A 24,900-nucleotide genomic window follows, 5' to 3' on the forward strand; every position below is an offset into this window, starting at 1 on the left:
CGTCAGTCCTTCAGAACCTGAGCGGCATCGCTGCCGATGAGGATGCCGACTGCGTCGCCCTTCTCGAAACCGCAGCCCGCGCTGCGCGTGTTCTGCTGGCGTACCGTGAAGAGTTCGCCACTGTCGAGATGAACATGGATGTGGGTGTCGGTACCGAAATAGACGATGTTTTCGACCGTCCCCGACAGTTCGCCCTTGGCCTTGGTCAGCTTGGCGTGTTCGGGCCGAACCACCACCGTGGCGTTGGGTTTGGGCTGGAAACCCTGGGCCACGGTCGCCTCGATGGTCGCACCGGATTTGAGCGTGGCGCGCGCCTTGCCGTTGGCCATCTCGCTGATGGCGGCGGTGAGGAAGTTGGTTTCACCGATGAAGTCGGCGACGAAGCGCTCCGCCGGCTTGTCGTAGATATCCCAGGGCGAACCGACCTGCAGGATCTTGCCTGATGACATCACCGCGATGCGGTCTGACATGGTCAGCGCTTCTTCCTGGTCGTGGGTGACGAAGATGAAGGTGATACCGGTCTCGTGCTGCAGCCGTTTCAACTCGATCTGCATCTCCTTGCGCAGCTTATAGTCAAGCGCCGACAGCGGCTCATCGAGCAAAAGCACCTTCGGCTGCGGCGCCAAGGCGCGGGCCAAGGCCACGCGCTGCTGCTGGCCGCCGGAGATCTGGCTGGTACGACGACCGGCGAGTGCCTCCATCTTGACCAGCTTCAGCATCTCGGCGACGCGCGCCTTGATCTCGGCCTTCGGCTTGCCCAGCATTTCCAGGCCAAAGCCGATATTGTCGGCGACCGTCATGTGCGGGAACAGCGCATAGGACTGGAAAACGGTGTTGACCGGCCGCTTGAAGGGCGGAAGCGGCGCGATGTCCTGGCCGTAGAGCAGGATTTCACCGGCGGTTGGAAAGTCGAAGCCGGCGATCAGCCTGAGCAACGTCGTCTTGCCGCAGCCGGATGGCCCCAGCAACGTGAAGAATTCGTTCTCGCGGATGGATACCGAGACCGTGTCGAGGGCAGCTACCTGCCCCTCACCTGATCCGAAAATTTTGCTGACGTTTACTACTTCAATCGCATTTCGATCCGGTTTGTCCGGCACGATTACGCCTCACTGTTGACCCCGCTCTTGCTGGCGGAGCTCTTCCCCTGTTCGATGTGACCACATGGCCGGTGGGTTGGCAAGCCCGGCATTGGGTCACAGTTCAATCAGTCATTGAGGCCTGCAAGCCCCATGCCATAGTCAGGCCTGATAGGTGACCTTGCCGCCGCAAATCGTCGTCACCGGCCGCACCTTGTGCAGGTCGGCCGGGGCGGTGTTCTCGATATCCATCGACAAAACCACCAGATCCGCCATGTAGCCTGATTTCAGCGTGCCCTTGCGGTGCTCGGCGAATTCGGCGTAGGCGCCCTCGATCGTGTAACCGGCGATCGCTTCATGCAGTGAGAAACTCTGGTCCGGGTCGCTTTCTGCCCACGGTTTGCGCAACACTGCCGCCTGAATGCCCCGGATCGGATCGATCGGCGACACCGGCCAATCGGATGCGAAGACCACATGCGCGCCGGCATCCTTCAAGGTCCGCCAGGCATAGCTCAGCGGCCAGCGCGCCGGTCCGATGCGCGATACCGTCGGCTCCAGTGGAAAATCCATTGCGCCCGGCGGATGCGGCGGTTGCATGGAGGCAATGACGCCGAGTTCGGCGAAACGCGGCACATCAGCGGTGGTGGTGACCTCGATGTGCTCGACGCGGTGACGGCTGTCGCGCTTGCCGTTCTCCTTCTGCGCCGCCTCATAACCGTCCAGCACCGCGCGCACCGCGCCGTCGCCGATCGAGTGCACGGCGATCTGCAACCCGCGTCTGTCGACCGCGACGGCCAGATCGATGAATTGTTGCGGCGTGAACAGCGGCTCGCCAACCCAGTCCGGGCGGTCGGCATAGGGCTCGACCATGACAGCGGTCCAGGAATCGAGAACGCCGTCGTAGAACACCTTGACCATGCCCGACGACAGCCATTCGCTGTTGTAGCGTTCGGCCATATCGGACGCCTTGTCGAGCATGTCGAGCGTCATGAAATTCTTGTAGTGGAACGGGATCTTGACGCGGCAGGGCAAGCCTTCCTCGGCGTCGATCTCGGCCAGCAGCTCAAGCTGATAGAGATTGCCGTCCATGTTCTGGATCGAGGTGATGCCGTGGCGGGCGCACCAGGCGAGCCCGCGCCGCATGATGTCGCGGTCGGCGTCCCGCTCCGCCGTCGTCGGCATCGGGTCCGGCTCGCCGCCGGTCGACAGCCCCAGCCGCACCCGGCCTTCGCCGGCAAGATCGAGCACCGGGCCAAAGGCCTCACCCTCGCGCAATTCACCAGCGGCCAGTCCATCGTCACCCATGACGATCTCATTGCCCGGACCAAGCGTGCGCCCCTGCAGGATGCCGGCCATTTCCAGCGCCTTGGTGTTGGCCCACATGGTGTGATGGTCTGGCGCCGCCATGCAGAACGGGCGATCGGGCAAGATGGCGTCGAGGTGATGGCGCGTCACGCGCTCGCTGCCGAGCACGGTGTAGTCGACGCCCTGGCCGACCAGCATCTTCGCGTCGGGCCGGGTCGGCGCATAGTCGCGGATCGCCTTCTGCAGCGCCTCGAAGCCATGAATACCGGTGAGTTGAAGGTGGGCAAGTTCAGCCCCGCCCGAAAACAGATGCATATGGGCTTCGATGAACCCCGGGACCACCGAACCGCCCTTGGCGTCGATGACCCTGGTGGCCGGTCCCTTGAACTCTTCGATGGAGGCGCGGCTGCCGATGGCGACGATTGCGCCATCCTTGACGGCGACAGCCTCGGCGGTGGGATTGTCGTCGTCGATGGTCAGTACACGACCATTGATGACGATCAGATCCGCATTGTGACCCGCACCTGTGACAGACATCGCGACTCCGCGCTTTTGACGACTGACTGAGACCGACAACCTCTTGTCCAACGACCTGCCACTCCACCGGAGCGGCGCCATGGGACGAAAAAGAATGCCAGCGCGCTGTCTTGGAAATTCCCCTTGTCATCCCAAGAGGCAGCGTGGATAAAGAATGCGACTGATTATTCGCGTTTGTCAACATACCGAATCTGGAATGTATTGTGGACAGCAAGCTCCCACCATGTTGAGACCGGGCGGGGAACGAGGACATCAAGCCGTGAAGCGCAGTCTCGACCGCAAAACCAGGATAGCGCTCGAACCGCGCAAACAGCCGCGGCAACAACGCTCCAGCAAGGTGGTCGACCGGATTCTCGACGCAGCGCTGGTCTTGACGCGGGAGCAAGGAACCAAGACGCCGACGACGCTCGCCATTGCGCAGCGCGCAGGCTTGTCGGTTGGTTCGATCTACCAATACTTCCCCAACAAGGAAGCCATTCTTCTGGACCTCGCCCGGCGCTGGCTGTCATCCTTCCCCGAGGTGATCGCCAAGCGTATCAAGGTCGCCCCGCCCACCAACCGTGAAGAGTTTCGGCGCGAAGTGCGCAAGCTCTTCATCGACACGTCCAGACTCTACCTCGAAAACGCCAGCCTGATGCCGGTGATCGAGGCCATTTCAGGCAACGCCGACCTCAGGCCGATCCAGAACGAATATGACGAGCAGATCATCGCGCTCTACGCCGCATGGCTGCAGCATGTGAACCCGGCGCTTGAAAACAAGATCGCCAGCCGGCTCGGCGTGCTGATGATGGACGTCGGGCACGCCTGCCGGCTTGTCGGGCTGAAAAGAGACCGCAAGACATACGACCTCATCGAGGACGATGTGGAAAGAATGTGGCTCGCTCTGGTGAGCCCTTATCTCAATCTTGAATCTTGACTGATTTCACACTTCGAGAGGAATTTATGAAGACTGTTTTCTCCCCTCTGCACGCCGGCCATGCCGGCCAAATGGAACTGGTCACATCAGCCATCGTGCCGGGTTTCGAAAAGCCATCGCGGGCCGAATTCATCAAGGCACGGGTCGAAAGCGAGAAACTCGGTCCCATCATCGCGCCGCACGAACATGACCTCGCCGCCGCCAAGCGCATCCACAAATCGGACTATATCGACTTTCTCCCGACAGTCTGGCCGCAATGGCTGGAAGCAGGCCTCACGGGCACGGCGATGCCCTTCACCTGGCCGACGCGCGGCCTGCGCGGCGACGTGCCGCCAAAGCGCGTCGACGCACTGCTCGGCTATTATTCCTTCGATGCCGGCGCCACCTTCGTCGAAGGCACATGGGCTGCGATCAAGTCTTCCTACGATGTGGCGCTGACCGCCGCCGGCCTGGTCAAGGATGGCGAGGCTTCCGCCTTCGCGCTCTGCCGTCCGCCCGGCCACCATGCCGGGGCTGGCTTCATGGGCGGCTATTGCTACATCAACAACGCCGCCGTCGCCGCGCAATGGTTCCGCGACCAGGGCGCCAGACGCATCTCGATCCTCGACGTCGACTATCACCACGGCAACGGCACGCAGGAGATCTTCTACGACCGTGCAGACGTCCAGGTGCTCAATCTGCATGGCGATCCGATGGTCGAGTACCCGTTCTTCCTCGGCCATGCCGACGAACGCGGCGCGGGTGCCGGCGAAGGCTTCAACATCAACTATCCGATGCCCTTCGGCACCGACTGGGATGCATGGAACGCCTCGCTCGAGGATGCCTGCGCCAGGCTCACCGCTTATGCACCGGATGTCGTCATCGTCTCGCTGGGTGTCGATACGTTCGAGAAGGACCCGATCAGCCAGTTCAAGCTGAAGACATCTGATTATCCAAAGATCGGCCGCCGCATCGGCGGGCTCGGCCTGCCGACGCTGTTCGTCATGGAAGGCGGCTATGCCGTCGAGGAGATCGGCATCAACGCGGTCGGCGTGCTGACCGGGTTCGAGGATCGGTAAATGCCTGTCGTCCCGGAGCATCTAGCGGTTTTGGGACAACGACAGGCATAAGCAAAAGGCCACCGGGACCGGGCGGCAACATCGCCCGGCTCCCACGATCAGGCCAAGGCCTTAGCGTTCGGCGCCAGCAACCGGCGCGCCCGTCCATTCAAATACTCCCTAGCCTGGGGAAATCGACCGGCCGCCGAAATGGCCGGCGAAGATTTTCGCGTCCCGGTCTTCTGTCCGAGGCGCGAAAACCGACCTCTGAGTCGCACGTGAGTCCACCGGATTCGATTTTGTCAAATCGCGTTTGATGTCAGATTCAACTGCGGGTAGATTAGACCCGAATCAGCCGGTCCTTGGGGGGCGCGGCGACCACCCAAAGTCTCTTGTTCCGGAGCTTTTCCGGCACCAGACGCGGACGGCTTCGCGTTCCCTGAATGGATTCGGGATTTGGTTCGGCGCAGCCCTGCGCCACGCGTGTGTCTTCGTCAAAGTAATGCGTATTCGGGTTCGGCGGCTGGCTTCCAGCGTCCGGACAGCAGAAACGATTCCGGCCAAAAGCAACAAGAATGAGCAGTCCCGCCGCACTTCTTCAATCCGACACATTGGGCTCGCGCCTGACGTCGCGCGGCGATCTCACCAGCTTTTTCATGCAACTGACCGCCGAGATCGGGGCCGACAGCTACATGTTGGTCGCCATTGTCCACGACCAGGACCGCAACGATGCGCGCATCGTCTCCTCCAACTGGATTTTCGATGCCATCGAGCTGATCGGCAAGCGGCTGATCGCCGGGCTCGCGCAAGGCGCGCTCACCGTCGCGCCAGGTATCCGTCCACATCCGCTCGTGGCATCCCGGGCACCAGAAACAGACGGATTGATCACCGGAGAGGAAGCCTGCCTTCTCGACGTGCTCGGCCATGCCGAAATCTATTCGCTACGCCTTAATGTCGGTCGCCAGCGCCTGTTCGCCCTGTTCTCTGCGGCGACCGCCGGCAGCATCGACCAGCCGGCGTTGATGCGGGCGCAACTGAAATGCTGCTACGCGCTCTCGCACATCCCGCAACTGATTGCCGCTGCCGCCATGCAGGATCCGTTGTCGGATCGCGAGCGCGAATGCCTGTTCTGGGTTTCCGAAGGCAAGACCACCGACGAGGTCGCCGTCATCCTTGGCGTCTCCTCCAACACCGTCAACAGCTACATCACCCACGCCATCCAGAAATTCGCGGCCAGCAACCGCGCGATGGCTATCGCCACGGCGATCAGGAGCGGCATCATTTGAAACACGCCGATATCAAGGAAACGGCCGAAGCCCTTTTCAACGAGCAGCGCAACCCGTTCGGGGCCTTCACCCTTGGCTCCGAAACCCATCACGCTGTCACCATTCCCGATGCCGTGCGCCGCTGCCGCTGGATCGCCGTTGACATGAATGCCTCGGCTTTCGGCCTCTTCTTCGTAAGCCCCTCGCCCGAGCGGGCGCGGCTCGTGCCATGCTTTGATTCCGACTATCCCGGCATTGCCGTGGCCACCAAGTTCATCTCAGGCGCCAACGGCGAGGAGATCGTGCGCCACACCCGCATCTCGACCGAGCCGCGCTGGTGGACGGATGACGGCGTCGCCGCCATGGCGGAGCTGTTTGGCAATCTCGCCTGGACCGAGCGGATGGCAGCGCTGGCGCCCGGAACCAGCGGCATCGCTTTTCCCGTGCACGCCGACCGCGGCCAATGCGGTCTTGTCGTATTCCTGGGCTCGGAGATGACCTTGCAGCAGGATGCGCTCTACGAAATACACGCCCGCTGCTTTTCGCTGTTCGCCGCCGTCGCCCGCATCCGTCCGGGCGATACCGGCCGCATGCGGGCAATCTCCAAGCGCGAGCTCGAATGCCTTAAGCTGACCGCCAACGGCAACACCAGCGAAGAGATCGCGCGGCTCCTGAAACTATCGGTGCACACCGCTAACCAGTATCTGACCCAATCGACCCAGAAGCTCAACGCCGTCAATCGCAACCAGGCCGTGGCCAAGGCGCTGCGGCTGGGCTTGATCGAATAGGGGTTTTCGACAGGCAGCTCGATAGCGACCGACGTCAGCGATAGGCGAGCGGCTCGACCCTGCGGATGCGCGCCTGTTCGATCACCGCCTCGAGCAGCGCCGTATTGTGCTCCGGGTCTTCGCCCGGCTTCTCGAACGACACGTAGTTGACCGCCACCGAAGCGCCAAGCTCGCTCAGCGTCAGCTGGAAATAGACGGTGACGCCGGGCGGCCTCAGTTCCAGATCGAGCACGATGCGCGGGCTGCCGCTCCAGTCGACATGCGCCTCGCCGCCATGGCCGAGCCGCAGAGTGCCCGGCATGAAGAACAACTCGACCGCTGAATCGACCAGGTCCGACAGGCACGCGAAATGCTCCAGCCGGATAAAGGCGATGTAGTCGGCGACATCGATCAGCCTGAGTTCCCCCACCACCTGCTCGATGGCGCTGGCGACGATGATCTCGCGAGATTTTGCGTGCGGTTGCCGGTTCATGAAATCTGTCTGCGCTCAGCCTTTTTCGAGTAGACGATCCGCACCAGTTCGGCGACGGCCTGGTAGAATTGTGACGGGATCACACTATCGACCGAAACTTGCTTGTACATGGAGCGGGCGAGCGCCACGTCCTCGAAGACCGGGATGTTGTGTTCCCGCGCGATCTCGCGGATTTTCAGCGCCACCAGATCCTGCCCCTTGGCCAGCACCATGGGTGCCGAGTCCTCGTCGCGCACATATTTCAGCGCGATCGAGAAGTGCGTTGGGTTGGCGATGATCAGCGTCGCGCGCGGCACCGCCGTCATCATCCGCTTGCGCGCCCGGTCGCGCGCCAGCGAGCGCAGCCGCGACTTGACGATCGGGTCGCCCTCGGACTGTTTGAACTCGTCCTTGACCTCCTGCTTGCTCATGCGCAGATCCTGCTTCCAGTGGAAGCGCGACCAGACGATGTCGATTGCCGCGATCAGCCCCATGACGAAGACGATCGCCACCAGGATGTCGACGGCGATGCCGCGGATGACGAGACCGAAGGCGACCGGATTGGTGATCATCCCGGCGAGCAGCTTTCGGTGGTCTTCCGACAGCGTGAAGCTCAGCACGACGATGGCAAACCCGACCTTGCCGAGTGACTTCAGGAACTCGACCCAACCCTGGATGCCGAACAGCCTGTTCCATCCCTTGGCGATCGAAATGCGCGAGAGTTGCGGCCGGATCCGCTCGCCTACGAATTGCGGCATGTTCTGGAACACCGAGGCGCCGATGCCGGCGACGGTCAGCAGCACCATCAGGCTCAGGATGGCGCGGCCAACCTCGAGGAGGACGATCTTGTAGAGCGCGATGACGTCGGTCTCGGTGTCCATCGGCCAGGCTTCCGGCTTCTCCAGGAACATCGACAGGAACATGCCGAGATCGATGATCGCATCCTTGGCGTAGAAGACGGTGAACACCAGGATGGCAACGAACGAGGCAAGGAGCGCTGTCTCCCGCGAATGGGGCAGTTTGCCCTGTTCGATGGTGTCGCGGATCTTCTTTTCCGTCGCCTCTTCGGTTTTCGAATCCTTGTCGACCGCGTCAGCCATGGCGCGGCCTTAGGCGGCGTCTTGGGTCGAGGGCAGTTCGAAGGCACCTTCGCGCGACAGCCGGATCGTCGTCGTAACGATCGTCTTGCGGGCCGCCGTGATGTCGGCGAGAGGGACCCCGTCCGAGCCCTGTCCGAGTTCGGCTTCGATCATGCGCCGCGAGCGGGCGCCGATGGCCGACAGCACCGATTCTGCGAGTGCGGCCGAAGTGCCGCGCAGGGCCAGCGTGACCAACTCCGTCGACAGCCCGTCGAACAGCAGCACCCGCGCTTTCTGGGTGAGCAGCGGCAAATCGTCGAAAGCAAACAGGCGGGCCCTCACACCGTCGAGATCAGGCGTGCCGGCGGCTTCCAGATCCTGCATGACTTCCTCGAGCAGCGGCTTGTCGAGTTCGTTGAGAACGCTGGCGACACGCGCCTGCCCGGCCGAGGTGTCCTTGGTCGAGGTTTCCGCCAGCACGCTGATGCGCAGCCGGTTTTCGACGATCCTGGCGGCAGCGTCGGGAACATTGGCCATCGTCACCATGCGCTTGATGATTTCTCCACGCATCGGCTTGGTCAGTGTCAGCAGCACGTTGGCCGCCACCTGCGGCGCCAGCTTCGACAACACCATGGCCGCCGTCTGCGGATGCTCGCCGGCCAGGAAGGCACCAAGCCGCGCCGGTTCGAGCTTTTCGAGTTCGGGCCAGATCGGCGGCGGGCCTTCCGGTGCGACCTCGAATTTCTTGTCGCCCATGATCGCGCTCATCTCTTCGGGCGAGAGCGATTCGTTGAGGATGGTGTCCATCCTGTCGGCGGAATCGAGCAATCCCGCCCCTTCCGTGAACTCGGCCTCGAACTCGGCGACGATGCGCTCAAGATCGCTTTGCGGAATCGTCCGCAGCAGGCGGGCGCCCTCGATCAGGGCCTTCAGTTCTTCCTGCTTGAAGAATTTCAGCAGGCGGCTGGCCGACGGCTTGCCCATCGCCACAAGTATGGCGGCCGCCTTCTGCGCGCGGGTCAAGGTCACCGGCGTCGTCATGCCACTCGCCTCCGCTGCCACCGGCAAGCCCCGCAAACCATGTCTAGGCGCCCTTCGTGCCGGCGATGATTTCGGTCAGCCTGATGCCGAACCGCGACGGATCGCTTTCCAGCACGGTGATCTCGCCGCGCGCGATCTTGCGGCCGTTGACCACGACGTCGACAGGTTCGCCGATGCGGCGATTGAGCGCCACGGTCGACCCTTTTTGCAGCGCCATCAGATCGGAGACCGGCATCTCGGTGCTGCCGAGGATGATCTGGACATCGACGGGGATGTTCATGATCACGCTCGAATTGGCTGATGAGGCCGCCCTGAAGGCCGCATCGGGGCGTTGCTCCTCTTCATGCAGGACACCGCGCAACTCTTCGATGGCGCGATCGAGTTGCTCGTCCGGCTGGTCGAGGTCGGCTTCCGCCTTGGTTTTGGCCATGATCGTCTCCAAATGCTCAGGCGCGTCCGGCGGCAGCCGGCATCAGCCCGTCGATAAAGTCCTGCCCGGCGTCGTAAGGATGCCTGACCCGGACGGTGTAATTCTGTCCCAGTTTGCCGAACTCGCATACGAACAGCGTCTTGCCCCGTGCGCTGAGACGCGCCTGGGACTGGGCCGTCTCCTCGAATTCGATGACGTCGCCGATTTCGAAACCGGCGAGATCGCCGAGCGTCAGCCGCGCCAGCGGCATCGTGGCCTCGAGCGCCACGGTGGAGCGCATCACCTCTTCCGAAAAGCGGGCGCGCCAGCTGGGGCCGTGATCGTCGTCGCTGACAGGCACGGCTCCGTCGCGGCTGGCCAGCACGACGCGCTGCGGCATCGTCACCGTGACGGTGCCACTATCGGCCGGCGTCGAGATGCCAAGCACAATGCGGATTGCCGCGCCATCGCGCAGCACATACCGCTTCGCCTCGGTGCCGGACATTGCTCGCGGCGCGGGCAGGCGCAGGTCGAGCGAGCGCTTTCCCGATCCGTTGAGGGCCTGCGCGACCTGCTGGAACACCATGGTCGAAACATCGATTTCGATCTGCGACAGATCGCGTTCGATCGGCGATGCCGGCAGATCCGGGTCGCCGCCGAACAGCGTGCAGACCATGATCGCGATCGCCGGAGCATCGATCACCAGGGTCATCGCATCGGAGGACGCCGACGAGCCGATCACGGTCATGGCAAACGTGTCGCCGGCACGCGAACGCGCCTCGGGAACGCGGCTGACCTCGATCGCTTTGAGGTCGACGACGACCGGAACGCCAAGCTCGCTGGTCAGGCTTTTCTGCAACAGCGGTACGGCGCGTTCGGCCATGGCGCGGCCTGCGTCGATGACCTGCGCGGCCTCGCCGCTGTCGCCGACCAGACGCTCGATGATCAGCGAACGCGCTTCCGCTGGGCTGCCCGGACTGGTCATGACAGTGCTGGGACCGATCTATCGCGCATCGTTCAGGCGGCCTTCTTTTCGACGGTGCCGGTATTCATCGTGCTCTGCTCGACGGCATCGATCGTCGGCCGTTCATAGGACGAGATGGTCTTACGGCCGAACTCGATCGCCACCTGCGGCAGCGCGCCGTTCATGTAGGCCAGCAGCGTCTGCTTGACGATGATATAGAGGCGGTTCTTCTTCTCGCGCACCGTCTTGATCTTGGTGGCGACCGGCCCGACCACCGAATAGGACAGGAAGATGCCGAGGAACGTTCCGACAAGTGCGGCACCGATCAGACCGCCGAGGATTTCCGGCGACTGGTCGAGCGCGCCCATCGCCTTGACCACGCCGAGCACGGCGGCGACGATGCCGAGCGCCGGCAGGCCATCGCCCACCGCCACCATCGCGTGATAGGCCTTCATCTTGTCGGACCTGATGGTCTGGATCTCTTCGTCCATCAGCGCCTCGATCTCGTGCGAGCGGGCATTGCCGATGATGATGATACGGCAGTAGTCGCAGATGAAATGCGTCAGGTCATGATTGTGCAGCACGGTTGGGAACGCCTGGAAAATCGCTGACTCTTCCGGATTGTCGATATGCGCCTCGACTTCGCTGCGGGATTTCGAGCGCAGCTCGCGCATCAGCGAGTGCAGCACGCCGAGCGTCTCGAGATAGTCCTGTTCCTTCGGCACCGCCTGCTTGAAGGCTTCGAGAATGGCCTTGCCGGTGTCCTTGACCGTCTTCATCGGATTGGCAACGAGGAAGGTGCCAAAAGCCGCACCACAGATGATCACGACCTCCCATGGCTGGATCAGCACGTGAAGATGGCCGCCCATGGCCATGAAGCCGCCAAGGACGCAGCCGAGCGTTACCACCAGTCCAATCAGAATGCCCACGACAGGTCCTTCCGCATTTCACATCAGGAGCTAGGGATAGTCCCCGTGCCTTGTGTGAGGCTTGAATCGAGGGCTTGGAAGCGATTCAGTTTCGCGCAAGGAAGTAGGGGTATTGTGCCGGCATAGCTTCGGCCGGAGGCACGTCTTTGCTCAATACCTTTACCAGCTACCAGCTCATCACCAAGGACATTTCAAAATCGATCGACAGGATCGAGCAGCAGCCCGTGGTTGATCGCGACACCAAATATTATCTCGCGAATATCACCAAGGTGAAATCGATCGATGATTTCGTCAAAAACGACCGTTTGTTCAAGTATGCCATGAAGGCCTACGGGCTGGAGGACATGGACTACGCCAAGGCCTTCATGGTCAAGGCACTCAAGGAAGGCGTCTCCGATCCCGACAGCTTCGCCAACAAGCTGACCGACAAGCGTTACGCCGAATTCGTCAGCGCTTTCAACTTCGCCGCCAACGGCGCCGATGCGACCATCTACAACAAGACACAGCAGTTGGTGACCAAGAACTATGCCATCCAGGCCCAGATCGCCGGCCTCGATCCCAATTCGGCCTATGTGAAGGGCGAGACGACATACTATCTCGCCAACATCACCAAGGTGAAGTCGATCGACGATCTGATGTCGAACAACCGGCTCTACACATACGCGCTGGCGTCATTCGGTCTCGACTCGGCGACGGAGGACAAGGTTCTCATCAAGCGGGTTCTGCAGGGCGGCGTCCGCGATCCCGACAGCGTCGCCAACAAGATGACGGACAAGACCTATGCCGCGCTTGCCTCCGCCTTCAACTTCGAGGCCTATGGCGAAAACACCACTACCATCAATCCGGCGCAGCAGCCGACCGTCGACAAATACATGCGCCAGACCCTCGAAGAGGATGCCGGTCAGGCCAACCAGGGTGTGCGGCTGGCGCTTTACTTCGATCGCAAGGCCCCAACCATCACCAGTTGGTATGACGTGCTGGCCGACACCGCGCTTGCCAGTGTCGTGCGCACCGTGCTCGGCCTGCCCGATTCCTTCGCCACCGCCGATGTCGACAAGCAGGCGCAGCTGTTCGAGCAAAAACTCGACATCTCGGATTTCTCCGACCCCGAAAAACTCGGCAAGTTCCTGACCCGCTTCACCAGCATGTACGAGATCAACCACCCGACTTCATCGGCCGTCACCTCGGTCAGCGTGCTGTTTGCCCAGCCACTCACAGTCGGCATCTCCACCGACCTGATGATGGCCATGCAGAAACTGAGGTTCTGAGACCATCATGCGGGACAGCCTGTACGTCGCCCTTTCGTCGCAGATCGCGCTCGAGCGGCGCCTCGACACCATCGCCGACAACGTCGCCAATGCCTCGACGATCGGCTTTCGCGCCACCGGCGTGAAGTTCGAGGACGTCGTCTCCGGCACCGGGCAGAAATCGGTATCCTTCGCCTCCCCGGGCAAGACCTACCTTTCCGGCGCCCATGGTGCCTTGAGCGAGACCGGAAATCCCTTCGATTTCGCCGTCCAGGGCGATGCCTGGTTTGCCATAGAGACGCCGGTCGGCACCGTCATGACCCGCGACGGCCGCTTTTCGATGAACGAGAACGGCGAGTTGATGTCGATCGAGGGCCACCCGGTGCTCGATGCCGGCGGCTCGCCGATCCAGCTTGATCCCCGCAACGGCCCACCCAAGGCCGGGGCCGATGGTTCGTTGCGCCAGAACGATCAGCTTGTCGGCTCGATCGGTCTCTACAATTTCGACCCAGGCCCGAACTTCGTCCGCTACGGCAATTCCGGCATCGTTCCGGCACGCACCCCGGAGCCTGTCACCGATCGCTCGGATATCGGCGTCGCCCAGGGTTTTCTCGAAGAGTCCAATGTCAATCCGGTGCTGGAGATCACCAGGCTGATCATGGTCCAGCGCGCCTTCGAGAACACCGCCGCCCTGATGCGGCAGACCGACTCCTCCACCGACGAGGCGATCAAGACGCTCGGCTCGAAATAATCCATGTCGCTCGACCAGCCATCCCTGCGCGCACTCGAAAGACAACTCCAGCCGGCGCCGGAAGACCGGCTTGCCGCGCTGGAACGGGTCTGGCGGCGTTTCGCCGACGCCGAGGCGCTGCTCAAGCGCGGCGGCCGCGTCATCGAAGTCACGCCCACGCACTACAAGGTGCACGGCCTTTCCGGCTTCGCCAGGCTGGGCGACATCGTCGAGCAGCGCGGCGATGCCGGTGCGCGGCGCGGCGAGATCGTCAAGATCGGCCGCGACGAGGCCGTCGTGGCACCCTTCGAACGCAGCGCCGATTCCGGCATCGGTGATGCCGTTTTCCGCCGAGGTCCGCTCGTGGTGGCGCCGCATGCCTCGTGGCGCGGCCGCACCATCGACGCACTCACCAGGACGATCGATGGCGGCCCGCCGCTCGCCCGGGGAGACGACACATCGCGCGGCGCCCCGACGACGCCGGGAGCCATGGCGCGGCAACGCGTCGGCACTGCCTTCATGACCGGCGTCAAGGTCATCGACATCTTCACGCCGCTCTGTTTCGGTCAGCGCCTTGGCATCTTTGCCGGCTCCGGCGTCGGCAAGTCGACGCTGCTCGCCATGCTCGCCGGCGCCGACGCATTCGATACCGTCGTGGTGGCGCTCATCGGCGAACGCGGCCGAGAAGTCCGTGAATTCCTCGAGGACACGATCGGCGACAGCATGGCCAAGACCGTCGCCGTCGTCGCCACCAGCGACGAAAGCGCCATGATGCGCCGGCGTGCGCCGGACACCGCCATGCGCGTCGCCGAGCATTTTCGCGACCAGGGGCATCGCGTTTTGCTGGTTCTGGATTCGATCACCCGCTTCGCCCACGCCCTGCGTGAGGTGGCGACGGGAACCGGCGAGCCGCCGGTCGCGCGCGGTTATCCGGCCTCGGTGTTCACCGAACTGCCCAAGCTGCTCGAACGCGCCGGGCCGGGCGGGGAAGGCAAAGGATCGATCACCGCCATCATTTCCGTGCTGGTCGACGGTGACGACCACAACGACCCGGTCGCCGATTCCGTGCGCGGCATCCTCGACGGCCATGTCATGCTCGACCGTGCGATCGCCGAACAGGGTCGCTATCCCCCCGTCAACCCGCTGTCGTCCATATCGCGGTTGGCCGGAAAGGCCTGGAGCGTCGAACAGCGCGCGCTGGTGACAAGGCTGAAGTCGATGATCTCGCGCTTCGAGGACACGCGCGATATCCGGTTGCTCGGGGCCTATCAGGGCGGCGTCGATGCCGAACTCGACATCGCCGTGCGCCAGGTGCCGCTGATCTATGAGGCGCTGACGCAAGCGCCGAAGGATCGCCCGTCGGCCGACCCATTCTCCGATCTCGCCCGCCATCTCAAGAGCAAGCTGAACGCCGATGCCGGAGACTGAACGCGAATATACCGAGCGCATCCTGCGCGACATGATCGCTGAGGCTAATGCCGCGGAGCAAGCCGAGGCTGACGAAACGAGAACCGCCAAGGCAAAGGCTGCCCGTGCCATCGCAGCCAAAGCCGAGGCCGTTCTGGCCAGAGCCGTCAAGCCAATCCTGCCACGGGCTGGCAAAGCCGATCCTGATCTGGCCAGGCCCGTCGAACCCGCTCTGCCCCGGGCTCCCCAGGCGGTGGCTGCCGAGATGACGCAGGCCAGCCGCGACTCGCTGATCGACGGGCTGTTCCCGCGCACCGAATGGCCGCAGCCGCCAAAGGCACCGTTTCCCCGACTGAAGAAGAAGTCCGACCGACGCAGCGATTTCGTCATAGCCGCGCTCGGCATCACGCTCGGCCTGATCTGCGCCCTGTTTCCCTGGTACATCTTCTTCAACCAGGACCAGTTTGGCGTCCAGGCGATGAAGTTCGGCGGCACCGGCTCCAATTCCGGGCGAGCGGGCGGCGGCGTGGTGGCGGAACGCAGCGCGCCGCTGACGGCAAAGGATATTCCCGCGGCCAATCTCGATCTTCTTGCCACGGGGACGGTGCGGGACGACGCCAATCCCGCAGCCGCACCCGACGAGCAACCGTTTCCGGCCGACGCGGCGAAATTCCGCATGGTTCATGTCGCTAACGGCCGTGCCATGATCCAGGACGATGCTGGCCTCTGGATCGTCCAGCGCGGCTCGATACTGCCTGACTCCAGTCAGGTGTCCTCCATCGAGCAGCGCAACGGCAAATGGGTCATGGTCACCAGTGCCGACCGGGTGATCGAACTCTCCAGATAAACGATCTCCGGCTCCCGCCATCCGCAAGGCCCGCGCAAGACTGGCGGCCTAGTCTCTGGGTACCTGCTCGGAGATTCCCATGGAGCCCGTTTCCCTTTTCGACCTCGCCGCCAAGCAAGCGCAATGGCTGGCCGTGCGCCAGTCGGCAGTCGCCGGCAACATCGCCAATGCCAACACGCCAGGTTATACGGCAAACGACGTCGAGCCATTCGAAAAGGTGCTCGACCGCGCTGCCGTATCGCTGCAGGCCACCCAGGCCGGCCATCTCGGCAATGCAGCGACCAATGCCGGCTTCACCATCAAGCCGCAGGAGGATGATGGCGTCGTCATGCCGTCCAAGAACTCCGTCGTGCTGGAAGACCAGTTGCTGAAAGCCGGCGAGGTGCGCCGCTCCTTCGAGCTCAACACGGCGATCGTCAAGGCGTTTCATACGATGATGATGATGGCGGTGAAGAGCTGACCATGGACGCACTGACCGCAGCCCTCAAAGTCGCAGCATCCGGCCTCGGCGCCCAGTCGGAGCGCCTGCGCGTGGTTTCCGAAAACCTCGCCAACGCCCAGTCGACCGGCACCGCGCCCGGCTCCGATCCTTATCGCCGCAAGACCATCAGCTTCGTCTCCGAGCTTGACCGGGCCTCCGGCAGCTCAACCGTTGCAGTGAATTCGATCGATCGAGACCCCAGCGACTTTCCAGTCGAGTTCCAGCCCGGCAACGAGGCAGCCGACGAGAAGGGCTACGTCAAGATGCCCAACGTCAACGTGCTGATCGAAATGGCCGACATGACCGAGGCCAACCGCTCCTACGAGGCCAACCTTCAGGTCGTCAAGCAGGCCCGTGACCTGATTTCCATGACCATCGACCTGATGAGGAACCAGTAATGATCAACGGTATCGGAGCCCTTCAGTTCAAGCCGTCGATCGGCGGCGATGACACGGCGACAAGCCTGCTCCAGGGCGGCGCGACACCCTCGGCCGGCGGCAATGTCGGCACCTCCTTTGCCGAGGCGCTGAGCCAGGCAGCCTCCAAGACCGTCGACACGATGCAGAATGCCGAGCAGGTATCGATGCAGGCGCTCAAGGGCGACGCCGACACCCGCCAGGTGGTCGACGCGGTGATGAGCGCGCAGCAGGCGCTTCAGACCGCCGTCGCCATCCGCGACAAGGTGGTTTCCGCCTATCTCGAAGTCAGTCGAATGGGCATCTGAGGAATTCCGCCATGAAAGCACTCGCCATCGCCGCCACCGGCATGAATGCCCAGCAGACAAATCTGGAAGTCATCGCCAACAACATCGCCAACATCAACACCACCGGCTACAAGCGCGCCCGTGCCGAATTCTCCGACCTGCTCTATCAGGTCGACCGCACGCAGGGCGTGCCCAACCGCTCCAACGCCTCGCTGGTGCCGGAGGGCGTCTCGATCGGCCTCGGCGTCAAGACGACGGCCGTGCGCAACGTGCACACCCAGGGCGAACTGACCAGCACCGGCAACAGTTTCGACCTGGCGCTGACCGGCAGGGGCTGGTTTCAGATCGAGGGTGCCGACGGCGGCACGCTCTACAGCCGCGCCGGAGCTCTCAACACCAACGCCACCGGCCAACTCGTGACGGTCGACGGCGCTGCCGTCATTCCGGCAATCAATGTTCCCGTGGATGCCGTCGAGGTCATCGTCAACAAGACCGGCCAGGTCTTCGCCCGCATCGACGGCCAGACCGACCTGCAGAACCTCGGGCAGCTTCAGATCGCCAACTTCGCCAACGAGGCCGGCCTGGCGCCGCTCGGCGACAATCTGTTCCAGGAAACCACGGCTTCGGGGCCGGCGAATGTCGGCGTGCCGGGCGATCCCGGCTTTGCCACCATCCAGCAGGGCTATCTCGAAGCCTCCAACGTCGACCCGGTCAAGGAAATCACCGAGCTGATCTCGGCGCAGCGCGCTTATGAGATGAACTCCAAGGTCATCCAGGCCGCCGACGACATGGCCTCCGTGGTCTCCAAGAACATCAGGTAACGCATGATGTCGACGCCCGGCCTTCTGTCCGCATTCCGCCGCACCGCGCTCATCCTTGCGCTGGTGACCGGCACGATGCCGGCTTTTGCCCAGGAGTCGGCCAACCAATCGGCCACCCGGATCGCCAGCAATCAAGCTGGCGGCGAGGTGGTGCTTATTCCGAGCCGGGTAATCTATCCCGGCGAGACCATCAACCTGGCTGCCCTGAAACAGGTCACCCTTGTCGTTGGCAAGCACAAGCCGGAGGCGGTCGCCACGCGGGCCGAAGAACTGGATGGCAAAGTCGCCAAGCGCACGCTGCTGCCCGGCCGCTACATTCCTTCCACCGCCATCCGCGAGGCCTGGCTGGTCGAACAGGGTGCTTCCGTGCAGATTTTCTTCATCGCCGGCGGGCTGACGATCTCGGCCACCGCCGTGACGCTGCAGCCGGGAGCCCCGGGCGACCTCGTCAAGGTTCGCAACATCGACAGCGGCAAAATCCTGTCCGGCACGGTGATGGCGGACGGAACCATCCAGGTCAGCGCGTCATGATGCGCGGGCTTACCCTGATGCTGGCAGCCGTGCTTGGCCTGCAGCCGGCGCTGGCCGACGGCCTGACGTCGAAGGCCAAGCGCGAGCTCGCCGCCAAGAATGGCGGCGTCTACAACGATCCCGAATATGATCCGGCCACCACCAGCCGCATGTTCCGGGTTTCGACCGGGCCGAGTTCGCTGCCGCCGGGCCAGGTCGCCTCGCGTATCAAGGACATCGCCCAGCTGCAGAGTTCGCGCGACAATCAGCTCGTCGGCTACGGCCTGGTCATCGGCCTTGCCGGATCGGGCGACAGCCTGCGCAACTCGCCATTCACCGAACAGTCGATCCGCGCGATGCTCGAAAATCTCGGCATCGCCACCGAAGGCGGCAGTGCGCGCGCCAAGAATGTCGCCGCCGTCATCGTCACCGCCAACATGCCGCCCTACGTGCAATCGGGCGCACGCATCGACATCGACGTCTCCTCGATGGGCGACGCGACCTCGCTTTCCGGCGGCACGCTGATCATGACGCCGCTGAAGGCGGCGGACGGCGAGATCTATGCCGTCGGCCAGGGCTCGGTCATCGTGTCCGGCTTTACCGCCCAGGGACAGGCCGAGCAGCTGACGCAAGGCGTGCCGACCTCCGGCCGCGTGCCGAACGGCGCCATCGTCGAGCGTGCTGTCCAGGCCGAATTCGACGATCAGGCGATCCTGACGCTGCAACTGCGCAATCCCGATTTCTCGACCGCTATCCGCATCGCGGACGCCATCAACGACTACACCGGCCAGCGCTTCGGCATGCGGGTGGCGGCCGAGCGCGATTCTCGCACCGTGCAGATCAGAAGGCCGAAGGGTGTCTCGGCGGCGCGCTTCTATGCCGAAATCGAGAATCTGGTGGTCGAATCCGACACGCCGGCCCGTGTCGTCATCGACGAGCGCACCGGCACCATCGTCATCGGCAATGACGTCAAGATCTCACGTGTGGCCATCAGCCACGGCACGCTCACCGTGCGCATCACCGAAGCGCCGCGCGTCGTCCAGCCCGAGCCCTTCTCCAAGGGCGAGACCGCCGTCGAACCGTTCACAGCCATCGACGCCAGCCGGCCCGACGCCCGCGTTGCCGTGCTGGACGGACCCGATCTCCAGACCCTCGTTTCCGGTCTTAACCGCCTCGGCGTCAAGCCTGACGGCATCATTGCCATCCTGCAGGGCATCAAGTCGGCCGGGGCTCTGCAGGCCGACCTGGTTCTGCAATAGGCGATGCCGATGACGCGCTCCTTCCCACGCCATGACGGCAGACACCGCAAAGCCGCGATCCTGCTCGCGACCGCTATTCTCGCGACGCTGCCCTTTGCCGGCGACACTGCGCGCGGCGAGGAGACGGTCCGCCAGGTCCTGCCGGGGGCACCGGTGGCAGCGGCGCGGCAGCAATTGACGCGGGAAAAGGCGCCGGACCAAAGCGAGATCGAGCGCTTCTGCTCAAACATCGCCGACGCCGCCCGCGACCGCCGCTATGTCCTGCAGGCGCAGGAACTGAAGCAGCTCCAGGCCGGCATTGACGAGCGCATGAAAGCTCTCGATGCAAAGAAAGCTGAATACGAGACCTGGCTGAAGCGGCGCGAGGTTTTCCTGGCCCGGGCCGAGGACGGCGTCGTCCAGATCTACGCCGGCATGAAGCCCGACGCCGCCGCCGAGCGGCTGGCCATCGTTAACGCCGATCTGGCTGCGGCCATATTGATGCAGCTCGATTCACGCAAGGCGAGCGTCATCCTCAACGAAATGGACCAGAAGGCGGCGGCGACGCTCACCGGCATTATGGCCAGCGCAGCCCGAAGGGTAGATCCGTCATGATCCGGAAAATACTTGTCCTGTGCGCGGTCACCGTGCTGTCGGGTTGCGGAACCAACCTCAAGGAGGTCGGCAGGGAGCCGGCTCTGTCCCCGGTCGGCTCCGGCATCGATGGCGGCAGTACCGGCTCCCTCTATCGCTATCCGCAAACGCCGCCCGCGCCAGTCAAGAAATTCTCGTTGTGGGACGACCGCCAGAGCCGGCTGTTCACCGACCCGCGGGCGCTGTCCCAGGGCGACATCCTGACGGTCAAGATCAAGATCAACGATCGGGCCAACTTCAAGAACCAGAACGACAGGAGCCGCACCGCCAATCGCAAGCTCGGTTACGACCTCAGCGCGCAGTGGGACCAGTGGAGCACAGCCGGCAAGGGCGCTGGGGCTCTCAGCTCCACCACGGACACGACTGCCGACGGCGAGATCAAGCGCTCGGAGACACTTGAGCTCAATGTCGCGGCGATCGTCACCGATGTGCTGCCCAACGGCAATCTGATGATCACCGGATCGCAGGAAGTGCGCGTCAACGCCGAGCTCAGGGTGCTGACGCTCGCCGGCATCGTGCGGCCGGCCGATATCGGCGCCGAAAACACCATCCCCTACGAACGTATCGCCGAGGCCCGCATCTCCTACGGCGGACGCGGTCGCATCACCGAGGTCCAGCAGCCTGCCTACGGCCAGCAGATTCTCGACCAGGTGCTTCCGTTCTAGGATCGGAGCAGGGCGCCGTGGCAAATATCGAACAGGTCCAACAGCGCAAGGGTCCCTCCCCTGCCATCCAGGCCGGCATGCTGCTGGTTGTGACGGCGGCCGCCATCGGCATGGGGTGGATGTCCGGCGGTTATCTCAAAGGTGTCGATGCACCGTCGTCGGTACCGGCGGCGCCCGAGAATGAAGGCAAGACGGAGCAGCCGGCTTCTGCCGAGCAGCCAGCGGTGGGGCCGACACTGGTCGTGCTGGCGCCGATCACCACCAACATCGCCTCGCCTGCCGGCACATGGATCAGGATGGAGGTGTCCATCGTCTATGACGCGCCGCAGCCACAGGCAATGTCTGATGACATCCACCAGGACCTTCTGGCCCTGGTGCGCACGTTGAAGATGCATCAGATCGAGGGGGCCAGCGGCTACCAGCACCTGAAGGCCGACCTCGAAGAACGCGCCGCGATCCGCAGCCAGGGTCACGCCAAACAGGTACTCATCAGGACATTGCTGCTCGAATGAGAAAGTTCCTTCTCGCCACGGCCATGATCGCGGCCGCCACCTCCATCGCGACGGCCCAGCAACTCGATCTCGGCGGCATCGGCAAGGCTGACGGCACCACCGTAGGCTACATCATCCAGATGTTCGGCCTGCTGACCGTTCTGTCGGTGGCGCCAGGCCTGCTGATCATGGTGACCAGCTTCACCCGTTTCGTCATCGCCTTCTCGATCCTGCGCGCCGGAATCGGCCTGCAGTCGACACCGGCGAACCTCATCCTGATTTCGCTATCGCTGTTCATGACCTTCTATGTCATGGCGCCGACCTTCGATCAGGCCTGGAACACCGGCGTCAAGCCGCTGATGGACAACCAGATCACCCAGACCGAAGCCTTCGACAAGATTTCAGACCCGTTCCGCACCTTCATGCTGCACAATGTGCGTGACAAGGATTTCGACCTCTTCGCCGACCTTGCCCGCGAGCGCGGACAGACCGTTTCGCGTGACACCGTCGACCTGCGCATCCTGGTGCCGGCCTTCATGATCTCGGAGATCCGGCGCGGTTTCGAGATCGGCTTCCTGATCGTGCTGCCATTCCTGGTCATCGACCTGATCGTCGCCACCATCACCATGGCGATGGGCATGATGATGCTGCCGCCGACAGTGGTGTCGCTGCCGTTCAAGATCCTGTTCTTCGTCCTGATCGACGGCTGGAACCTGCTTGTCGGCAGCCTGGTGCGCTCCTTCAACTGACCCTGCGGCGCCGGCTCGAAATCCCAGCAATATATTTTCGATTAACCGTCCGGTTTAGCCCTTTGGTAGGGACTTGCCCGCATATTCGCTCGCAGATGGCGGGTGATCGATTTTGAGAGATCATGGGCATGATGCCGCACCGTCATACCGGTAGAGCCGGTATGTAAAAAATACCTGTAAAATCAAGGTCCGAGTACCATGTCCAGCATCATGACGAACAGCGCCGCATTGACGGCCCTGCAGAGCCTCAACGCCACCAGCAAATCCCTCACCGACACCCAGGCCCGCATCTCGACCGGTTACAAGGTCTCGCAGGCTTCGGACAACGCCGCTTACTGGTCGATCGCCACCACGATGCGCTCCGACAACCAGGCAATGTCCACCGTTTCGGACGCTCTCGGCCTCGGCGCCTCTAAGGTCGACACAGCCTATACCGGCATGAGTAGCGCGATCGATACGATCAACCAGATCAAGACCAAGCTGGTCGCGTCCTACGGCCAGACGGACGCCTCCAAGGAAAAGACCCAGGTCGAAATCGCCGCCCTTCAGAACCAGTTGAAGGCCTACGCCGATGGCGCCACCTTCTCCGGCACCAACATGCTTTCGGTGTCCACTGCGACAGGCACCGCGGCCGACGTGAAGATTGTTTCGGCCTTCAACCGCGACGCGACCGGCGCGGCTTCGATCTCCACGATCGATGTCAATGTGGAAAGCATCAAGCTGTACGATGCCGGCGCGGCACCAACCGCCAAGGGCATTCTCGACACGGCCCGCCTCGGCACCACGGGCGCTGCTGTTGCCACGGCCTCGGCACCGACGTTGGGCGCTGCCGCAGCGGTTACCGACACCTATTCGGTTGCCTCGCTGACTATCTTCTCGGGTGGCACGGCCGCCAGCGATAGCCAGATCGCGCAGCAGATGAACGTCGTCGATGCCGCGCTCAAGGCCATGACCAACGCCGCCACCACGCTCGGCGCCGCCAAGAGCAGTATCGACCTGCAGAAGACCTTCACCTCGAACCTGATGGACTCCATCGATCGCGGTGTCGGCCAGCTCGTCGATGCCGACATGAACAAGGAATCGACCCGTCTCCAGGCCCTGCAGGTCCAGCAGCAGCTCGGCATCCAGGCGCTGTCGATCGCCAACGGTTCGTCGCAGTCGATCCTGTCGCTCTTCCGCGGCTAATCGCATCCGCCAACTTGCACTAAAATCGGGCCGCGCCAAAAGCGCGGCCCGATTTCGTTTGCTCGGACCGCGCGCAACGCTCTGTCGTTAACTCTCGAAAGGCCGCGTTTAACAGGCTGTTAACCATGTCCCGCTAATTATGGTTAACCAATAGCTTACAACGGTTGGCGAATCGGCCCTACTGGCACGATACCACGGTTGAAGCAGGCCTATCCGGCATGTCTGAGCATGCCGGCCTTTGAGAAGGAGCGACTTTCTTGGCGAGTATCATGACCAACGCCGCGGCGTTAACCGCGCTTCAAAGCCTCAGCGCCACCAACAAGTCACTCGAGCAGACACAGGCCCGCATATCGACGGGCTACCGTGTCTCGCAAGCTTCGGACAACGCGGCCTACTGGTCGATCGCCACCACGATGCGCTCCGACAACCAGGCCCTGTCGACGGTGCAGGATGCACTCGGCCTCGGCGCCTCGAAAGTCGACACCGCCTACACCGGCATGAACAATGTGCTGACAACGATCGGCCAGATCAAGACCAAGCTGCTTTCGACCGTCGGCCAGACGGACGCAGCCAAGGCAAAGACGCAGACCGAGATCAAAGCGCTTCAGGCGCAGATGAAGTCGTTCGCCGATGCGGCCACCTTTTCAGGCTCGAACTTCCTGGCGGTGACCTCAAAGCAGGTTGCGGCCGCCAATGACGGCGTCCAGCCCGATTCCCAGATCGTGTCCTCATTCAATCGTTCCTCATCCGGCGCCATCTCGATCGGGACGATCGATATCGATGTCGAGAGCACCAAGCTTTTCGATTATGGCCTGGCCACGGACGTGAAGAATTACGGCACGCTCGATCGCCAGACGTCCGTTTATTCCACGGGCGCCGCCCAGACCCTGTACGACAACGCCTATGCGGGCGTGATCGCGGGCGGAGGAACGGACATCGCCGCGAACACCGCCGGCCAGACGGCGGCGGGAGCGGTCGCCAAGGTGGACAATATCTCCGCCTACAACCTCGATATCACGGCACCAGGCATTACCGACGACATCATCACGCAGATGGTGAACAGGATCGATAACGTCATGGCCCAGCTGACCGACTCCGCCACCATCCTCGGTTCGGCCAAGAGCAGCATCGACCTGCAGAAGACGTTCACCCAGAGTTTGATGGACTCCATCGACCGCGGCGTCGGCCAGCTTGTCGATGCCGACATGAACAAGGAATCGACCCGGCTCCAGGCACTGCAGGTTCAGCAGCAGCTCGGCGTCCAGGCGCTGTCGATCGCCAACAGCGCCTCGCAGTCGATCCTGTCTCTGTTCAAGAGCTGATCACGGGCGCCACCGGCGCCGTCCTTTCCAACAGATAATCGGGCCGCGCCGCC

Annotated in this window: 28 protein-coding genes; 20 read left to right on the forward strand and 8 right to left on the reverse strand. The window is 63.0% G+C overall.

Features of this window, described 5'->3' with window-relative positions:
* Positions 1-2 precede the first annotated feature (2 nt).
* Both EOB49_RS08745 and EOB49_RS08750 read right to left on the reverse strand, forming a co-directional pair.
* Entirely contained in the window at positions 3-1,097 is a 1,095-nt protein-coding gene (locus tag EOB49_RS08745; protein WP_127380735.1) for an ABC transporter ATP-binding protein, read from the reverse strand.
* Between the two features lie 141 nt (positions 1,098-1,238).
* On the reverse strand, positions 1,239-2,918 hold the full coding sequence (locus tag EOB49_RS08750; RefSeq protein WP_127380736.1) for an amidohydrolase: 1,680 nt from the start codon (positions 2,916-2,918) through the stop codon (positions 1,239-1,241).
* A gap of 154 nt (positions 2,919-3,072) precedes the next feature.
* On the opposite strand from EOB49_RS08750, the gene EOB49_RS08755 reads away from it, so the two are divergent.
* The 4 genes from EOB49_RS08755 (at position 3,073) to EOB49_RS08770 (ending at position 6,924) form a co-directional block, all read left to right on the forward strand.
* Positions 3,073-3,834: a TetR/AcrR family transcriptional regulator gene (locus EOB49_RS08755; protein WP_245466235.1), complete on the forward strand. Its 762-nt coding sequence runs from the start codon at positions 3,073-3,075 to the stop codon at positions 3,832-3,834.
* A 26-nt stretch (positions 3,835-3,860) separates the two neighbouring features.
* The gene (locus EOB49_RS08760; RefSeq protein WP_127380737.1) at positions 3,861-4,892 is read left to right on the forward strand and encodes a histone deacetylase family protein; all 1,032 of its coding nucleotides are present in this window, start codon (positions 3,861-3,863) and stop codon (positions 4,890-4,892) included.
* A gap of 554 nt (positions 4,893-5,446) precedes the next feature.
* Positions 5,447-6,157 (forward strand): helix-turn-helix transcriptional regulator, encoded by a 711-nt coding sequence (locus tag EOB49_RS08765; RefSeq protein WP_127380738.1) that lies wholly within the window; start codon positions 5,447-5,449, stop codon positions 6,155-6,157.
* On the forward strand, positions 6,154-6,924 hold the full coding sequence (locus EOB49_RS08770; RefSeq protein ID WP_127380739.1) for a helix-turn-helix transcriptional regulator: 771 nt from the start codon (positions 6,154-6,156) through the stop codon (positions 6,922-6,924). The genes EOB49_RS08765 and EOB49_RS08770 overlap by 4 nt, the downstream gene beginning before the upstream one ends.
* A 34-nt stretch (positions 6,925-6,958) precedes the next feature.
* Here EOB49_RS08770 and EOB49_RS08775 read toward each other — a convergent pair whose 3' ends face one another.
* The 6 genes from EOB49_RS08775 to motA are packed head-to-tail and all read right to left on the reverse strand — an operon-like array spanning position 6,959 to position 11,797.
* Positions 6,959-7,396 carry a hypothetical protein gene (locus EOB49_RS08775; protein ID WP_127380740.1) on the reverse strand — a complete coding sequence of 146 codons (438 nt, stop codon included), beginning with the start codon at positions 7,394-7,396 and terminating at the stop codon, positions 6,959-6,961.
* Complete coding sequence (gene flhB, locus EOB49_RS08780) at positions 7,393-8,475, reverse strand: flagellar biosynthesis protein FlhB (RefSeq protein WP_127268990.1); 1,083 nt, start codon at positions 8,473-8,475, stop codon at positions 7,393-7,395. The genes EOB49_RS08775 and flhB overlap by 4 nt, the downstream gene beginning before the upstream one ends.
* 9 nt (positions 8,476-8,484) lie before the next feature.
* Positions 8,485-9,495 (reverse strand): flagellar motor switch protein FliG, encoded by a 1,011-nt coding sequence (locus EOB49_RS08785; RefSeq protein ID WP_127380741.1) that lies wholly within the window; start codon positions 9,493-9,495, stop codon positions 8,485-8,487.
* Between the two features lie 43 nt (positions 9,496-9,538).
* Positions 9,539-9,925 (reverse strand): flagellar motor switch protein FliN, encoded by a 387-nt coding sequence (gene fliN, locus EOB49_RS08790; RefSeq protein WP_023809994.1) that lies wholly within the window; start codon positions 9,923-9,925, stop codon positions 9,539-9,541.
* A 16-nt stretch (positions 9,926-9,941) separates the two neighbouring features.
* A complete protein-coding gene (locus EOB49_RS08795) occupies positions 9,942-10,889 on the reverse strand; it encodes a FliM/FliN family flagellar motor switch protein (protein WP_127380742.1) in 948 nt (315 codons plus the stop codon).
* Between the two features lie 32 nt (positions 10,890-10,921).
* Positions 10,922-11,797 carry a flagellar motor stator protein MotA gene (gene motA / locus EOB49_RS08800; protein WP_127326683.1) on the reverse strand — a complete coding sequence of 292 codons (876 nt, stop codon included), beginning with the start codon at positions 11,795-11,797 and terminating at the stop codon, positions 10,922-10,924.
* 146 nt (positions 11,798-11,943) lie between these two features.
* Between motA and EOB49_RS08805 the strand changes: the two genes are divergently transcribed.
* The 16 genes from EOB49_RS08805 to EOB49_RS08880 all read left to right on the forward strand — a co-directional run bounded on the left by EOB49_RS08805 (position 11,944) and on the right by EOB49_RS08880 (position 24,847).
* Complete coding sequence (locus tag EOB49_RS08805) at positions 11,944-13,065, forward strand: DUF1217 domain-containing protein (RefSeq protein ID WP_127380743.1); 1,122 nt, start codon at positions 11,944-11,946, stop codon at positions 13,063-13,065.
* Positions 13,066-13,072: 7 nt separating this feature from the next.
* Complete coding sequence (gene flgF, locus EOB49_RS08810) at positions 13,073-13,795, forward strand: flagellar basal-body rod protein FlgF (protein WP_127380744.1); 723 nt, start codon at positions 13,073-13,075, stop codon at positions 13,793-13,795.
* A gap of 3 nt (positions 13,796-13,798) precedes the next feature.
* On the forward strand, positions 13,799-15,202 hold the full coding sequence (gene fliI, locus EOB49_RS08815) for a flagellar protein export ATPase FliI (protein ID WP_127380745.1): 1,404 nt from the start codon (positions 13,799-13,801) through the stop codon (positions 15,200-15,202).
* The gene (locus tag EOB49_RS08820; protein ID WP_127380746.1) at positions 15,189-16,028 is read left to right on the forward strand and encodes a hypothetical protein; all 840 of its coding nucleotides are present in this window, start codon (positions 15,189-15,191) and stop codon (positions 16,026-16,028) included. The genes fliI and EOB49_RS08820 overlap by 14 nt, the downstream gene beginning before the upstream one ends.
* A gap of 79 nt (positions 16,029-16,107) precedes the next feature.
* Positions 16,108-16,488 carry a flagellar basal body rod protein FlgB gene (gene flgB / locus EOB49_RS08825; protein ID WP_127257833.1) on the forward strand — a complete coding sequence of 127 codons (381 nt, stop codon included), beginning with the start codon at positions 16,108-16,110 and terminating at the stop codon, positions 16,486-16,488.
* Between the two features lie 2 nt (positions 16,489-16,490).
* Positions 16,491-16,907, forward strand: a complete 417-nt coding sequence (gene flgC / locus EOB49_RS08830; RefSeq protein ID WP_013529797.1) for a flagellar basal body rod protein FlgC — start codon at positions 16,491-16,493, stop codon at positions 16,905-16,907.
* On the forward strand, positions 16,907-17,233 hold the full coding sequence (locus tag EOB49_RS08835; RefSeq protein WP_127380747.1) for a flagellar hook-basal body complex protein FliE: 327 nt from the start codon (positions 16,907-16,909) through the stop codon (positions 17,231-17,233). The genes flgC and EOB49_RS08835 overlap by 1 nt, the downstream gene beginning before the upstream one ends.
* Before the next feature lie 11 nt (positions 17,234-17,244).
* Positions 17,245-18,033 (forward strand): flagellar basal-body rod protein FlgG, encoded by a 789-nt coding sequence (flgG, locus tag EOB49_RS08840; RefSeq protein WP_013529795.1) that lies wholly within the window; start codon positions 17,245-17,247, stop codon positions 18,031-18,033.
* Between the two features lie 3 nt (positions 18,034-18,036).
* Positions 18,037-18,564 (forward strand): flagellar basal body P-ring formation chaperone FlgA, encoded by a 528-nt coding sequence (gene flgA / locus EOB49_RS08845; RefSeq protein ID WP_127380748.1) that lies wholly within the window; start codon positions 18,037-18,039, stop codon positions 18,562-18,564.
* Positions 18,561-19,802, forward strand: coding sequence for a flagellar basal body P-ring protein FlgI (locus tag EOB49_RS08850; RefSeq protein WP_127380749.1), 1,242 nt, complete (start codon positions 18,561-18,563; stop codon positions 19,800-19,802). Before flgA ends, EOB49_RS08850 begins: the two co-directional genes overlap by 4 nt.
* A gap of 3 nt (positions 19,803-19,805) precedes the next feature.
* Positions 19,806-20,396: a MotE family protein gene (locus EOB49_RS08855; RefSeq protein WP_164781628.1), complete on the forward strand. Its 591-nt coding sequence runs from the start codon at positions 19,806-19,808 to the stop codon at positions 20,394-20,396.
* Positions 20,393-21,100 carry a flagellar basal body L-ring protein FlgH gene (gene flgH / locus EOB49_RS08860; protein WP_127380751.1) on the forward strand — a complete coding sequence of 236 codons (708 nt, stop codon included), beginning with the start codon at positions 20,393-20,395 and terminating at the stop codon, positions 21,098-21,100. The genes EOB49_RS08855 and flgH overlap by 4 nt, the downstream gene beginning before the upstream one ends.
* A gap of 17 nt (positions 21,101-21,117) precedes the next feature.
* The gene (locus EOB49_RS08865; RefSeq protein WP_127380752.1) at positions 21,118-21,612 is read left to right on the forward strand and encodes a flagellar basal body-associated FliL family protein; all 495 of its coding nucleotides are present in this window, start codon (positions 21,118-21,120) and stop codon (positions 21,610-21,612) included.
* On the forward strand, positions 21,609-22,340 hold the full coding sequence (fliP, locus tag EOB49_RS08870) for a flagellar type III secretion system pore protein FliP (protein WP_127290412.1): 732 nt from the start codon (positions 21,609-21,611) through the stop codon (positions 22,338-22,340). Before EOB49_RS08865 ends, fliP begins: the two co-directional genes overlap by 4 nt.
* Positions 22,341-22,538: 198 nt before the next feature.
* Positions 22,539-23,525: a flagellin gene (locus tag EOB49_RS08875; protein ID WP_127271439.1), complete on the forward strand. Its 987-nt coding sequence runs from the start codon at positions 22,539-22,541 to the stop codon at positions 23,523-23,525.
* Between the two features lie 257 nt (positions 23,526-23,782).
* Positions 23,783-24,847: a flagellin gene (locus tag EOB49_RS08880; protein WP_127380753.1), complete on the forward strand. Its 1,065-nt coding sequence runs from the start codon at positions 23,783-23,785 to the stop codon at positions 24,845-24,847.
* Positions 24,848-24,900 lie beyond the last annotated feature (53 nt).

Source organism: Mesorhizobium sp. M7A.F.Ca.MR.148.00.0.0 (genome assembly GCF_003997735.1).
Taxonomy (GTDB): Bacteria; Pseudomonadota; Alphaproteobacteria; order Rhizobiales; family Rhizobiaceae; genus Mesorhizobium.